The sequence below is a fragment of the Brevibacterium sp. 2SA genome, assembly GCF_005502845.1.
GTDB lineage: Bacteria > Actinomycetota > Actinomycetes > Actinomycetales > Brevibacteriaceae > Brevibacterium.
In genome coordinates this window covers 1-12,867 of sequence record NZ_SCMW01000047.1, presented here as the reverse complement: position 1 = coordinate 12,867, position 12,867 = coordinate 1, and the positions used below count along the sequence as shown (strand labels likewise).

Genomic DNA, 12,867 nt, shown 5'->3' with positions numbered 1-12,867 from the left:
TCCGACCTGAAGTCGTCTGACACAAGGGCGCCCCTCGCAGATTCTTTCTGCGAGGGGCGCCCTTGTCGCGTCGCTGCCGGTTCAGCGCGGGAGCCGCGACAGCACTTCGGTCACTTGCCGTCCTTGTCCGCTTCGTCCTTCGGCTTCTCGTCCTTGTTCTCGTCGGCGGGCTTCTCCTCCTTGCCCTTCGAGACGCGGACGATGACGAGCGAGTTGTACGGCTTCGCCTCGGTGCTCTTGGGCCACTGGAAGACGACATCGCCCTTGGGAACGGTGTCGGAGAAGACCTCTTCCTTGCCGACACGGAATCCGCGCTTCGTCAGCGTCGCGAAGGCCGCGTCGTAGGACAGGCCCTCGACGTTGGGCACAGCGATCGGCTCGGGCCCTTTCGAGACGACGAGGTCGACGGCCGTGTCGTGCATGAGCTCCTTGCCCTGGTCCTCCGAGGCGCTGATGACGCGTCCCTTGTCGACGGAGTCGCTGTACTCCTCGCTGACGTCGCCGACGGCGAGACCGGTGTCCTCGAGCGCCGACTTCGCCTCATCGCTGGTCAGACCGACGAGTTCGGGGACCGCGAACATCTCCACGCCCTTCGAGACGACGAGCGTCACCGTCGATTCGGGGGTGAGCTCGGTGCCTCCGACCGGTTCGGACCCGACGACGGTGCCGGCCGGAACCTGGTCGTCGAAGACCTCCTGCCGTTCCGTCGTCAGCCCGCTGTCCTCGACGGCTGCAGTCGCCTCGGCGACGGGCTTGCCGGCGAGCTGACCGGGGACGATCGACGTCGGGGTCGGCAGGTTGACGATGACGAGCCAGGCCACGAGGACGATGATCGCTGCGGCGGCGACGAGGGTCGTCGCGAGGCGACGGCGCGTGCGGCGCTTCGGATCCGCCGAGGCGGCCGCCGCCGTGACGGTTCCACCCGCGTCGTCCGTGTCGCCTCCGGAGGGTTCAGCCTGCGCTGACGCGGCGCCGGACCCGGATCCGGCACCGGCCGCAGCGGCGACCGCAGTCCCCGTGCGGGCCTTCGTCTTCTTCTGCTTCGACGCCTTCTTCAGCTTCGGCGAGCGGGCAGACGCGGCAGCGGGCTCGGCGTCGGGCTCGGCGTCGGGGTCGGGAGTGCCGGGGTCGGCGCTCTCGGGGGAATCGCCGGGGGACGACTCCGGAGAGTCGTCGCCACCGGTCGGCGACTCATCGCGCAGTGCGGTGACGGTACCGCCCCCACCGGCCGATCCCGCTTCGGCGCTGCCGGACGCGGCGACCGCACCGGCACCGGCAACGGCAACGGCACCGGCTGCGACTCCGGCACCGACGGCGGAGCGCCGGTCCGTGGTCTCGCCGTTCGCAGCGGATCCGGCTCTCGCCTCGGCGCCGTCCCCGGTCGTCGCCTCGTCGGACGTCTCCTTCTCGGCGGTCTCGTCGGCTTCGTCATCCTCGAGGTAGGGGATCTCGTCGGTGCGGGACTTCTTCTCCTTCGGCACATCCGAGCCGAGGTCGATGCTCGCGGTCAGAGCGGGGGAGTGTTCCCCGGCGACCGCCTCGGGGTCACCGAAATCGAGCTCGGCATCGTTCATCTGGGCGCGCGCCTCGGCGAGGGCGATACGAAACTCCGCGGCATCCGCGGGCCGGTCATCGGGATCCTTCGACGTCGCCCACAGCACGAGGGCGTCGAGACGGGGGCTGAGCCCCGGCACCCGCTCCGACGGCGGCGGCACCGTGTCATGGACATGCCGGTAGGCGACCTGGATGGGCACGTCATCGGTGTAGGGCTGCGTTCCGGTGAGCATCTCGTAGAACATGATGCCCACGGTGTAGAGGTCCGTGCGGGCGTCGGCCCCGGCGCGCGTGACGAGCTCAGGGGCGACGTAGCCGACGGTGCCGATGAGGGTCTTCGTCGTCGTCGCCGAGGTGACGGCGCGGGCGAGCCCGAAATCGGCGAGTTTGACCTGGCCGTCGGTGCCGAGCAGGACGTTGTCGGGCTTGAGGTCGCGGTGGATGATGCCGGTGGAGTGGACGGCCTCGAGGGCGGCGAGGATCGCGTCGAGGACGACGATCGCCTGCCGCGGCGTGAACGATCCGCGGTGCTTGAGCTCCCGGCGCAGCGTCACCGAGGGCAGGTGCTCCATCACGAGGTAGACGATGTCGCCGTCGCGCGCCTGGTCGTGGATGGCGACGAGGTTGGGGTGGGTGAGGCGACCGGCGTTGATCGCCTCCCGTCGGAAGCGCTCGACGAACGTCTCATCGGAGATGAGGTGTTCGTGCATGACCTTGATCGCGATCTCCCGGTCGAGGCGCAGGTCGGTGCCGCGGTAGACCATGGCCATGCCGCCGCGGGCGATCTTCGCGTCGATCCGGTAGCGGTCGTTGAGGACCACGCCGATGAGCGGATCGGGCAGCGCGTTCATCGTGCCTCCTCCCAGCGGCCCCGCTGCATCTGCACGGCGCGGACGAAGGCCTTCGTCTCCGGCAGCAGTCCGTCCTCGCGCACCGTCCGCAGGTCCTGGTAGTAGCCGGCGAGTGCTTCGGTCTCGGACTCGGCGGTCTCGACGAGCCATCCGAGGATGACGGTCCCAGCGACGATGTTGTCGGCGATGTCGAGCAGGTCGAGGCTGCGTCCGACGATGTCGCTGGCCCACCGGCCCGAGCGGGGAGTGACCTGCATGATCCCGATCGCGTTCCCGGCCGAGACCGTGGCGTGCTGGAAACCGGACTCCTGGGCGGCGACGGCCTGCATGAGCGCCGGGTCGGCACCGAGCTCCTCGGCGATCTGCGCGACGAGGAAGCGCGCCTGCTCCGGGGTCGGATGGGTGCGGGCGAGCAGGGTGGCCTTGTTGAGGCGGGCGGCACGGACGACGCTCGGGCGGATGCCCTCGGCGCCGGCGACCTGCGGCAGCGCCTCCGGGACGTCCGGTGCGTGGCGGCGCGGACGCGCTGCGCCGTCGCGCAGAAGCAGCAGCTCGCCGACCCGGATGAGCGAATCGTCGCCCAACGCGTTCGCGCGGCGCAGCGTGCCCGGGGAGATCCCGTGGGTCGCAGCGATCCCGTTGAGCGTCTCGCCCGGGGCGACGACGTGGGACGGGTCGGTGTCGGGCAGGTCGTTCTTCTCCGGCAGGGAGAGGACCTGCCCTTGGCTGAGATTCTGCCGGGGGGAGATCCGGTTGAGTTCGGCGAGGGCGGGCACGGAGACGCCGTGACGGCTTGCGACCGCGTAAAGCGTGTCGCCCTGTCTGACCTTGTAGGTGCGTCCGCCGTGGGTGACGGGCACCGTCTCGCTCTGCGTGCCCGACGTCCACTGCGGTCCCGAAGCCTGAAGTGCCGGGGCCTGCAAAGGCTGGGCTTGCGCGGTCGAAGCCTGCGGGACCGAAGCCTGTGCTGCGGTTGCTGTCTGGGACGCGCCCCGCTGGGACGGCGATTCCGGGGCAGGCGTCGGGGCCGCCTCGGCGGTGTCGGCTTCCGCTCCCGCAGGGCGGGGGATCGGGCCGGTCGAACTCACGCGTGAGGCAGCACGGATGTCAGGGGCGGCGGTGATGGGAATCTGCGATTTCCGTCGCGTGCTAGTCATCTGTCACCTGTTCGGCTTCATCTCTCTGGGGAAGTTTCAACCACCAGCGTATCGAGAACCCCGCGCCGGACCCGGGATTGGCGCCCGCATGGCGGCGTGTTTCTTCCCGATTTTGCTAGGCTTGAGGGGTGAATACGGAAGAACTCGTCCAGGACTGGGAAACCCTGCCGGACATCGCGGAATCCACCGGTCTCGGCATCTCCCAGGTGCGCAGACTCCTCGAAGACGGCGCAATCTGCGGGTACAAGCACGGCGACCCCAAGGTGCTGCGGGTGCCGTCGGCCTTCTTCGTCGACGGTGCGGTGCTCACCCCGCTCAAGGGCACGCTGAGCACCCTCAAGGACGCCGGCTTCGACGCCGAGGAGTCGATCAAGTGGCTCTTCACCCCCGACGACTCCCTGCCGGGACGCCCGATCGACCTGCTCCGCGCCGGCAACCGCAAGGAAGTCCGCCGCCGAGCCCAGGCGCTCGCGTTCTGACTGCGTCAGCGCTGCCGGTAGCTCAGCTTCGTCGCGAAGTCCTCGAGCCGCTCGAGGGCACCCGCGCCGAGGCGGAACGCCGTCCCAGCGTCTGCCGACCCAGCGTCTGCTGACCCAGCGTTTCCTGACCCTGCCGCGTCGAGCGCCTGCGCGTCGTCGGACCACCGGCGCAGTTCGCTCAGCGCCTCCCCGTGCTTGATCGCGATGAGCTCCTCGACGGCGGCGAGTCCGCCCGCCTCGGCGAGCATCGTCACGGTCTCGGCCACCTCGGCGTCGCTGAGGTCGCTGACGCCGAGGCGCGCGGCGAGGATCTCCCGCCGCTCGGCAGGCAGCCGGCGCAGGTTCTCGGCGATGAGCACGGTGCGCTTGCCCTCACGGATGTCGTCACCGGCGGGTTTGCCGGTCGCGGCCGGGTCGCCGAAGATGCCGAGGACGTCGTCGCGCAGCTGGAACGCCTGTCCCAGCGGCAGACCGAAGCGGGAGAGCGCGGCGAGCTGGTCGTCGCTCGCCCCGCCGAGGGCGGCGCCGAGCAGGAGCGGCTGTTCGACGGAGTACTTCGCGGACTTGAAGCTCAGGACTTCCCACGCCCGTTCGCTGATGCGGTCATCGTCGAGCGGGATCACCTCGGCGCGGACGTCGAGGAACTGCCCGACCATGACGTCCCGACGCATCTGGGCGCGCAGCGCCTGCGCCGTGGCCGACCCGGAGAGGGCGTCGCACGCGGTCTCGTAGATCTCCTCGCTGAGGGCCAGGCAGATGTCGCCGATGACGATCGCCGCGGCGACCCCGAACGGCTCGGCCCCGCCCTGATAGCCCAGTGCCGCATGGAGGGCCTCGAACCGGCGGTGGAGGGCCGGCTCGCCGCGCCGGGTGTCCGAGTGGTCGATGACATCGTCGTGGATGAGCGCCGCGGCGTGGAGGAGCTCGAGGGAGGCGGCCGCCTCGGTGAGTGCCGAACGCGTGGAGCCCGTCCCCTCACCGAGGTGGCGCCCGCCTCCGGTGGCGAGCTGATAGCCCCACCACAGGAGGACCGGGCGGATCCGCTTGCCGCCGCGGGTGAAGTCGATGAGCGCGGTGCCGATCTCCGTCGTATCGGGCGAGATCGCCTCGAACTCAGCCGCCTTCGCGGTGAGGAAGGAGGTGAGGCCGGCCGCCACCTCGGCGGCGATGTCCGCGGGAGCGTCAAGGGACTCGACGCGGTCGGGCGAGGTCACGGAGCGATGGTCCCGCCGAGCGACACGATCGAGGACTTCGGGTCGGCGGGGTCGTCGCTGACGGTGAGGACGAGCATGCCGTCGTTGTCCTTGTGACGGAAGTTCACGACCTGCGCGGCCTTCGTCAGCGACCCGTCGCCGAAGGTCTCGAACCCGGCCTGCTCGAGCTTCTCGGTGTAGGACTTGACGATGTCGTCGGGTTCGGCCTCCGCCCGCATGACGATGCTCACCTGATCGAGCTTCCCGGACTCGGCCTGCGCCCGCGAACTCGAGATCACCTCGGCGCCCTCGTAGGGGGCCATGAAGTCGGGGAGTTCGGCCTGTGTGGGGGCCGCCTCGGTGGGGGTCGGACTCTCGGTGCCCGCATCGCTGGGAGCTGCGGTGGCGTCGGTCTGCGTCGCGGACTCCGACGGGGTCGACGTCGACTGAGACGTCGGGTCGCTGGGTCCCGAGCATCCGGCGAGGACAAGGCCGAGGGCAAGCGTCATCGTCGTGACAGTGCTGCGCGATACCATGGTCACAGATTACCCGCAGACCGTGCGGGAGCCGAAAAGTTCGATCCGTGGGTGGGACATGAGCCGCAAGCAGCTGGCCCGTTCCGGCGGTGACCTCGAGCACCTGGGAACGGATGACACGGGAGCGACGATGCTCCATCTCGACATGGATTCGTTCTTCGTCTCCGTCGAGCTGCTCTCACGTCCCGAACTCGTCGGCAGGCCCGTCATCGTCGGCGGCAGGGCCGGGCGCGGTGTCGTCGTCTCCGCCAGCTATGAGGCCCGTGAGTTCGGGGTCCACGCAGCGATGCCGATGTCCCGGGCCATCGGCCTGTGTCCGATCGCCGAGGTGATCCCCTCCTCCCATGGCCTGTACTCCGCGTATTCGAAGCAGGTCTTCGACCTCGTCGCCGAGGTGACACCCGACGTCCTCCAGGTCAGCGTCGACGAGGCGTACATCGACGTCTCCGGGGCGGTGCGCAGGCTCGGGTCCCCGGTCCACATCACGACACAGCTGCGCGCGGAGATCGAGCAGCGCACGGGACTGAGCGCCTCCGTCGGGATCGCCGGGTCACGGGTCGTCGCCAAGCTCGCCTCGGCGCGGGCGAAGCCGCACGGTCAGCTGCTCGTTCCGCTCGCCGCGACCCGGGACTTCCTCGACCCGATGCCGATCGAGGCGCTGCCCGGCGTGGGGGAGAAGACCCAGGCGGGGTTCGCGAAGTACGGTATCCGCCTCATCGGCGATCTTGCGGCGATGGACGAAGCGTGGGTCGGGCGGGTGTTCGGTGCGCATGGGCACCACCTGTGGCGCAGCGCGCACGGACTCGACTCCCATGGCATGGATCGCCAGGTCAAGGACCGGTCGATCAGTGCCGAGCACACGTTCGGCGCCGACGTCTGGGATCTCTCGGAGCTCGAGCACGAGCTTCTGCGGCTCTGCGACAAGGTTGCGCACCGCGTGCGGGCCGAGGGGAAGGTCGCGACGACGCTCGGGCTCAAGTACCGACTCGACGACTTCACGACGCTGTCCCGGTCGATCACCCTCGAAGCTCCCACCGATCTGGCCCGGGAGATGTACGAGGCGCTCGGGCCGGCGCTGCGCGGACTGCGGGAGCAGCGGACCAAGGGCGTCCGGCTGCTCGGAGTCCGCGCTGCGGGGCTCATGGACTTCGCCGTCAGCGGGCGGCAAGCCCGGTTGGACGAACCCGAGCACGCCGGGCGCGAAGCGGAGGTCGCCCTCGACGACGTGCGACGCCGGTTCGGCACCGAGGCGATCTCGCAGGCCTCCCTCCTCCGCCGGCAGCCCAAGCGCTGACGTCCACGGGGTTTCGGCACGGGGGAGCCGACGCGTCACCAGCGGGTTTCGGACATCGTGTGAGAGGGTGGTCAGCGCGCCTCGCAGGGTCTCTGGCCAGGGCCGTTGTTCGCCCGGAGAGACGGGCGCAGGAGGCTGTGCGGCGGACGTCGCACAGGGCGCGCGTTCAGCCGCCATCAGTGAGTCTGAGGACGGGGTGGGAATACCCCCGCCTGCCCCGTTCCGAAGATGTTTTTTCAGTGTTCAGAGACTATGATTGGGGCAATAGGCCAGAGTAAGGAAACGGGGGTTCGACATGCCACTCTCCGATCACGAACAGCAGCTTCTCGATCAGCTGGAGAAGCAGCTGCGCAGCGAAGACCCCCGATTCGCACGCAACATCTCGGAATCCCAGGCGGCAGTGAGCGGTCCGGGTTTCTCGGCGAAGCGCTTCGTCGTCGGCATCCTCGTCGCCCTCGCCGGTCTCGCCGCGACGATCTTCGCGATCTCGATGGTGAATCAGGCGGTTGCGTGGATCGCCCTCGGCGTCGTCGGTTTCGGTCTCATGGTCGCCGGTATGTATTGGGCATTCAGCCGTCCCGGACGCGTCGGCGATGGCGCGAAGAACTCCTCGGGATCAGGAGCGGCGCCGAAGTCGAACGGCAAGAGCTCCGGTGGCTTCATGAGCCGCATGGAGGATCGCTGGGAGAAGCGCCAGCGCGGGGAGTGAGCACTCGGCACCGGTGAGTGCCGTGAGCCTCTGAGTTTCGAAGGGCACTGCGGATGAGCAATCATCCCGGTGCCCTTTCGCATGCCCCGCGCGCGGGCGCAACCGTCCGCTCGCGGCTGAGCGTGCCACCGCCCGTGCGCAGTTGGGCGTGCCGCCGCCCTCGCGCAGGCGCCTGCGAACTCGGGCTCTGTCCACGCCGGAGGGCTCAGGTAATGAACTGAGCCGCCGAAACCCAGGTGTGCCCAAGCGGCGGTGGGAAGCGGGTCGTGGTCGGTCGACGCGCGGCGGGCGGTCACCTCGGGGGATTGAAGATGCTCGCCGGCCAGATCTTCGCGGAGATCCGGCTGCCGGGTGTCGCATGCTCGGACAGGTCCGTCTGCACCTCGTCGACGACGGCCTGCACCTCGGCGGGGGAGAGGTCCGTGGCCTGCGCGCCGTAGCGCTGCGCTTCGAGGGCGTCGATGAACGCCGACAGCGCCGTGTCGTCGTGACGGCGGATGCCGGCGGCCGACGGAACCGGGCTTCGCAGAGCGTCGAGGCCGAGCGCCGACGGGGGACGTCCCCCAGTCGAACCGCCGAGCGTGCTGGTGCCGTCGGAACCTGCAGCCGCCTGGCTCGCGGGCACGCGCCCGCCGTCGGTGCGGCCGTGACTCGGGCCAGACGGACTGAACGTCCCGGCCCCTGCGCCAGAAGCCGCACCGGCACCTCCGTCGGCAACCCCGGCTCCCGCAGCCCCGGCGCCCGCGACACCGGCAACCCCGGCCCGGTCGACCCCGTTGCGCTCGGCTGAGCCGGAGTCGGACCGCGTCTCACCGCGGGCGGCGCGAGCACCCGCCTCGGCGACGGCGGGACCGCCGGCGAGGACGAGTTCGCTGTGGCGGAGGGTGCGGCTCGGATCGAGGCTCTGTCCGTAATCGGTCGCCAGAGCCCTGATCTCGGTCCACACGTTCTCGAGGTCGACCGGGGAGCCGGTGCGGCGACGGCGCTGGAGCACCCGCCACAGCGCGGGAATCGCGAGCAGCAGGAGGATGAGAACGGCGATGATGACGGCCCACATCACGGTGCCGAGAGTCGAGTTCGCCGGCTCCGCTGCGGCATCCGTCGCCTCGGTGGTCGCTTCCTCCTCGGTCGCCGGGGCGGCCTCGGATGCGCTCTCCGTCGGCTCCGCGGTCGGCGTGGCGGATTCGGTGGTCTCCTCATTCGCCTCATCGGCATTGCCGTCGGCGACGGTCCACGCCGGGGGCGCCCCCGCCGGTCCGCCCGGTGTGGGCTCGAAGCGCACCCAGCCGACACCGTCGAAGTAGAGCTCCGGCCACGCGTGGGAATCCTGCATCGAGACCTGGTACTCGCCCCCGTTCTCGGTGCCGGAGGCGAAACCGACGCCGATCCGGGCGGGAATGCCCAGGGTCCTGGCCATGATCGTCATCGCCGAGGAGAACTGCACGCAGTAGCCGCGCTTGTCGACGAGGAAGTCGGAGATCGCGTCACCGCTGGCCTCCTCCGGGGCATCGAGTGAGTACTCGAACTCGCCGCTGCGGAAGTACGCCTGGAGCAGCACGGCGGCCTCCCACTGGTTGCTCGCCCCGGCGGTGACCTCGTCGGCGGTGTCGCGCACGCTCTGCGGCAGGGTCTCGGGCACTTCGAGCTCGGTCTCGAACTCCGCGGAGTTGACCGGGGTCGCCGACTGCATGACGCTGACATCGGGTTCGATCGACAGGTAGTTCATCGAGTAGTCGAGCCCGCCGGAGCGCTCCCCGTTGCCGACGATCGTCAGCGAGGACTCGTCGTAGATCCACCGGCGGTCGAGTCCCTCCGGCTGCTGCGGGGCGTAGGGCGTCGGCAGGTACTGCTGATCGTACTGGCCGATCGAGAAGTCGATGCGCTGCTCGGAGTAGCCCTGGTCGCGCGGCAGACCCTGCGGCCACGGCAGGCCCTCGGCGGCGATCGCGAACTGGTCGAGTCCGAACGGCGTCGGCGCCCATGTCTGCCCGTCGAAGGAGTTGATCGACGTCAGGCGGATCGGCTCGGGGTTCTCCGCCGTCGTCGTGTACGTGAACAGCGTCGAATCGTCGCGGGCGCCGAGGTCGGCGCGCAAATCGAGGAACGGGTTCGTCACCGTGAGGTCGCCCTGATTGTTCGACGCGCGGTTGGGCAGCGTCGGCACCTGCGGCAGGAGAGTCGGCAGGGCGATCCCGAGGATGATCGCGACCGCGCCGGCGACGACTGCGGTGAGCCCGCCGCGCCACTTCGAGTGCGGGAAGTAGGGGCTGAGCATTAGGAGGAGGAACGCGGCGAGGATCGCCGCGATGTGCCACCACCGCACCTGCGCGGGGGCGAAGAACACCGGGATCATCCACAGCACGAGCAGGAGGACGCCGCTGACCTTCGGGGCGCGGAGGTCGGAGACGAGTCCGTCGATGAGGATTGTGATGAGCGTGAACGCGATCGTCAGCATCGCCGTGAAGCCGGGCGTGCTCTCCGCCGGCGGGGTCGAGGCGTAGAGGTCGCTCACCCCGGCCGAGAGGAGGTCGATGACGGCGACGAACGACTCACCGGTCGGGATGATCCCTGCCAGCAGCGTGTCGGGGGCACAGAGGACGAGGACGGCGATGACGCCGACGATGCACTGGGCGATGACCGCGGTGCCGGTGGCCCTGAGCCCCGGGATGCTGCGGAAGATCGCCCCGACGAGGACGATGAGGAAGACGGCGACGAGGACCGGCAGCAGCCAGTCGAAGTCGGAGAACACCGCGGAGAGGCCGATCGCGGTGAGCACCATGGCGACGAACACCGACAGCGACTCGAGCCACGTCGAAGAGCGCTGCCGCTCCTCCTGCACAACTCCGGGCTGCACGACGTCGGGCTGCAGGACGTCGGCGCTCATCGCACGACCCGCTTCGAGTCGAAGGTCGTCCAGGATTCGGGCAGGTCTTCGCTCAAACCGAGCATCGTCATGTCATCGATCTCCGAGAGGCTGCGGACGGTGATGGGGATCCGGCGCGTGAACTGCGCGGCCATCGCCTGGGCGCGGGCGTCATCGGCGGCGCAGATGACGACGTGGTTGGGATTGTCGTGCGAGGGCAGGTGGGCCGGTCCCGGTTCGACGAGCGCGGTGAGCAGGCGCAGACGGTCGACGTCGCGCGGGCCGCGGAACCGGAACTCATGGCCGGGGGTGATCATGCAGACCTCGTAGTCGGCGCGGAGGAAGGCGACACCCGCGGCGGCCGCCGCGGCGAGGAGGAACTCCTGCTCGAGATCGTCCGGCGGCTCCTCGGCGCCGACGAGATCGACGACGATGAGCGCATGGAGCGTCTCCTCCTCGGCCTCGTGACGGACCATGAGCTCGCCCGACTTCGCCGTCGTCGGCCAGTGGACGTGGCGCAGATCGTCGCCGGGTACGTACTCCCGGGTGTGGAAGTCGCGGGTCGTGTGACCCGAGCGGATCTTGCCCTCGTCGAGGCGCGCCGGCCGATTCGCGGTGTCCCCGGGAATCCGAGCGCCGAGGGAGGGCACGGCCACGGCGATCGGCTGCGCGCCGAGCACCTTCTTCTTCGCCGTGACGAGACCGAAGGGACCGGCGACGGTGACGAGCACCGCCTCGATGCCGCTGAGGCCGCGACGGTTCGGGGTGAAGGAGGTGACGACGTTCTGCGAGCGGCCTCCGGCCAGGGGCGGCACCTCACCGACGGTCGAGTCGCCGAAGCCGTCGGCGGCGACGAAGTCGATCGTCGACGCGGGCACCGCGAGGTGACCGGTGTTGCGGACCACGGCGTCGACCTCGACTTCCTTGCCTTCGGGCGCCAGCGGGTAGCGCTCGTCTCCGGGCTGGAGCCGGACTTCGGGCAGGGGAGTGTGCAGGGTCACCGAGATCCGGCGCGTGCCCCAGCCGATGAGGGCGGCGGAGAGGCCGACGAGCCCGATGAGCAGCAGTCCTGCCGGGAGAAGACCGGGCAGAGCGAAGCGGTAGGCGCCGACGATGAGCGCGGCTCCGGCGATGATGAAGATGATTCCCGAGGTCGAAAGCCGCATGCCGTCACTGATTCGTCGAGACGGGCACTCGCGCGAGCACGCGGGCGATGAGGTCGGCCGCGAGCTCCGAGTCGTCGCCGTCGCGCGGGATGATGCGGTGGGCGAGGATGAAGGGCGCAAGCGCCTGGATGTCGTCGGGAGTGACGAAGGTGCGACCCGACAGGGCGGCCCTGGCCTTCGCGGCGCGCAGCAGGTGGACGCCGCCGCGCGGTGAGGAGCCGAGCACGATCGCCTGATCGCTGCGCGTCGCCTGGAGGATCGCGACGATGTACTCGCGCAGCGCCGGGCTCGCCGAGACATGGCGGACGATGTCGCGGGCCTGCTTGATCTGCTCGAGGCTCGTCACCGCCTGCGCGGCGGTGAGCGGATCGTGCTCGATCTGGTTGTCGAGCAGGTCGACCTCGTCGGCCGTCGACGGGTATCCGAGCGAGATGCGCGTCATGAAGCGGTCGCGCTGGGCCTCGGGCAGGGCGTATGTGCCCTCCATGTCGATGGGGTTCTGCGTGGCGACGACGATGAACGGCGAGGGCATCATGTGCGTCTCGCCGTCGATCGTCGCCTGGCCCTCGGCCATGCACTCGAGCATCGCCGACTGCGTCTTCGGGGACGCGCGGTTGATCTCGTCGGCGATGATGATGTTGGCGAACACGGGACCGCGGCGGAACTCGAAGTGCCGGGTCTCCTGATTGAAGAGGTTGACGCCGACGACATCGGTGGGCAGCAGGTCCGGAGTGAACTGGATGCGGCGCACCGAGCCGTCGACGACCTTGCCCATCGCCCGGGCGAGCAGGGTCTTGCCGACGCCCGGCACATCCTCGAGCAGGACATGGCCGCCGGCGAGGAGGGCGATGAGGGAGAGGCCCACGGCCTCGTCCTTGCCCTCGAGCACTGAGTTCATCGCAGTGCGCGCCCGTGATGTCAGCTGCTGTACCCACTCGATGTGCTCGGCACCGATGACTGAATTGGTCTGTGTGGCTTCCTGGCTCGTCGACATGCGTCCATTGTCCCTTATAACGGGCCCGGTCCGCACACGGGAGCCTCTCAGGATCTCCGCCCTCCCACTTC

General features: G+C 69.7%; 10 protein-coding genes. 3 read left to right on the top strand and 7 right to left on the bottom strand.

All coding sequences use genetic code 11. From position 1 onward, the window contains the following. Positions 1-110: 110 nt before the first annotated feature. Both FFS20_RS14165 and FFS20_RS14160 read right to left on the bottom strand, forming a co-directional pair. Entirely contained in the window at positions 111-2,405 is a 2,295-nt protein-coding gene (locus FFS20_RS14165) for a PASTA domain-containing protein (RefSeq protein ID WP_137826474.1), read from the bottom strand. Further along, on the bottom strand, positions 2,402-3,562 hold the full coding sequence (locus FFS20_RS14160; RefSeq protein ID WP_249356866.1) for a LysM peptidoglycan-binding domain-containing protein: 1,161 nt from the start codon (positions 3,560-3,562) through the stop codon (positions 2,402-2,404). Before FFS20_RS14160 ends, FFS20_RS14165 begins: the two co-directional genes overlap by 4 nt. A 128-nt stretch (positions 3,563-3,690) precedes the next feature. Between FFS20_RS14160 and FFS20_RS14155 the strand changes: the two genes are divergently transcribed. Further along, a complete protein-coding gene (locus FFS20_RS14155) occupies positions 3,691-4,041 on the top strand; it encodes an Rv2175c family DNA-binding protein (RefSeq protein WP_137826473.1) in 351 nt (116 codons plus the stop codon). Positions 4,042-4,046: 5 nt separating this feature from the next. Here FFS20_RS14155 and FFS20_RS14150 read toward each other — a convergent pair whose 3' ends face one another. Together FFS20_RS14150 and FFS20_RS14145 are read right to left on the bottom strand one after the other, a co-directional pair. Beyond that, on the bottom strand, positions 4,047-5,255 hold the full coding sequence (locus tag FFS20_RS14150) for a polyprenyl synthetase family protein (RefSeq protein WP_137826472.1): 1,209 nt from the start codon (positions 5,253-5,255) through the stop codon (positions 4,047-4,049). Next, positions 5,252-5,770, bottom strand: a complete 519-nt coding sequence (locus tag FFS20_RS14145; protein WP_249356865.1) for a hypothetical protein — start codon at positions 5,768-5,770, stop codon at positions 5,252-5,254. The genes FFS20_RS14150 and FFS20_RS14145 overlap by 4 nt, the downstream gene beginning before the upstream one ends. Here FFS20_RS14145 and dinB point away from each other — a divergent pair. Next, entirely contained in the window at positions 5,769-7,064 is a 1,296-nt protein-coding gene (gene dinB, locus FFS20_RS14140; RefSeq protein WP_349290526.1) for a DNA polymerase IV, read from the top strand. The genes FFS20_RS14145 and dinB overlap by 2 nt on opposite strands. 295 nt (positions 7,065-7,359) lie before the next feature. Next, positions 7,360-7,773 carry a DUF3040 domain-containing protein gene (locus FFS20_RS14135; RefSeq protein WP_137826471.1) on the top strand — a complete coding sequence of 138 codons (414 nt, stop codon included), beginning with the start codon at positions 7,360-7,362 and terminating at the stop codon, positions 7,771-7,773. A 292-nt stretch (positions 7,774-8,065) separates the two neighbouring features. On the opposite strand, the gene FFS20_RS14125 is transcribed toward FFS20_RS14135, so the two are convergent. From FFS20_RS14125 to FFS20_RS14115, 3 genes are read right to left on the bottom strand one after another with little or no spacing between them, the layout of a single operon-like run. Further along, complete coding sequence (locus FFS20_RS14125) at positions 8,066-10,657, bottom strand: DUF3488 and transglutaminase-like domain-containing protein (RefSeq protein WP_249356864.1); 2,592 nt, start codon at positions 10,655-10,657, stop codon at positions 8,066-8,068. Then, positions 10,654-11,802 (bottom strand): DUF58 domain-containing protein, encoded by a 1,149-nt coding sequence (locus FFS20_RS14120; protein WP_137826470.1) that lies wholly within the window; start codon positions 11,800-11,802, stop codon positions 10,654-10,656. Before FFS20_RS14120 ends, FFS20_RS14125 begins: the two co-directional genes overlap by 4 nt. 4 nt (positions 11,803-11,806) lie before the next feature. Beyond that, entirely contained in the window at positions 11,807-12,796 is a 990-nt protein-coding gene (locus FFS20_RS14115) for a MoxR family ATPase (RefSeq protein WP_137826469.1), read from the bottom strand. Positions 12,797-12,867: the final 71 nt, after the last annotated feature.

Excerpts from the sequence above, each read along its gene's own strand:
- dinB (WP_349290526.1), top strand. The coding sequence starts at position 5,769 with ATGGTCACAGATTACCCGCAGACCGTGCGGGAGCCGAAAAGTTCGATC.
- FFS20_RS14160 (WP_249356866.1), bottom strand. The coding sequence starts at position 3,562 with ATGACTAGCACGCGACGGAAATCGCAGATTCCCATCACCGCCGCCCCT.
- FFS20_RS14165 (WP_137826474.1), bottom strand. The coding sequence starts at position 2,405 with ATGAACGCGCTGCCCGATCCGCTCATCGGCGTGGTCCTCAACGACCGC.
- FFS20_RS14120 (WP_137826470.1), bottom strand. The coding sequence starts at position 11,802 with ATGCGGCTTTCGACCTCGGGAATCATCTTCATCATCGCCGGAGCCGCG.
- FFS20_RS14115 (WP_137826469.1), bottom strand. The coding sequence starts at position 12,796 with ATGTCGACGAGCCAGGAAGCCACACAGACCAATTCAGTCATCGGTGCC.
- FFS20_RS14145 (WP_249356865.1), bottom strand. The coding sequence starts at position 5,770 with ATGGTATCGCGCAGCACTGTCACGACGATGACGCTTGCCCTCGGCCTT.
- FFS20_RS14125 (WP_249356864.1), bottom strand. The coding sequence starts at position 10,657 with ATGAGCGCCGACGTCCTGCAGCCCGACGTCGTGCAGCCCGGAGTTGTG.
- FFS20_RS14135 (WP_137826471.1), top strand. The coding sequence starts at position 7,360 with ATGCCACTCTCCGATCACGAACAGCAGCTTCTCGATCAGCTGGAGAAG.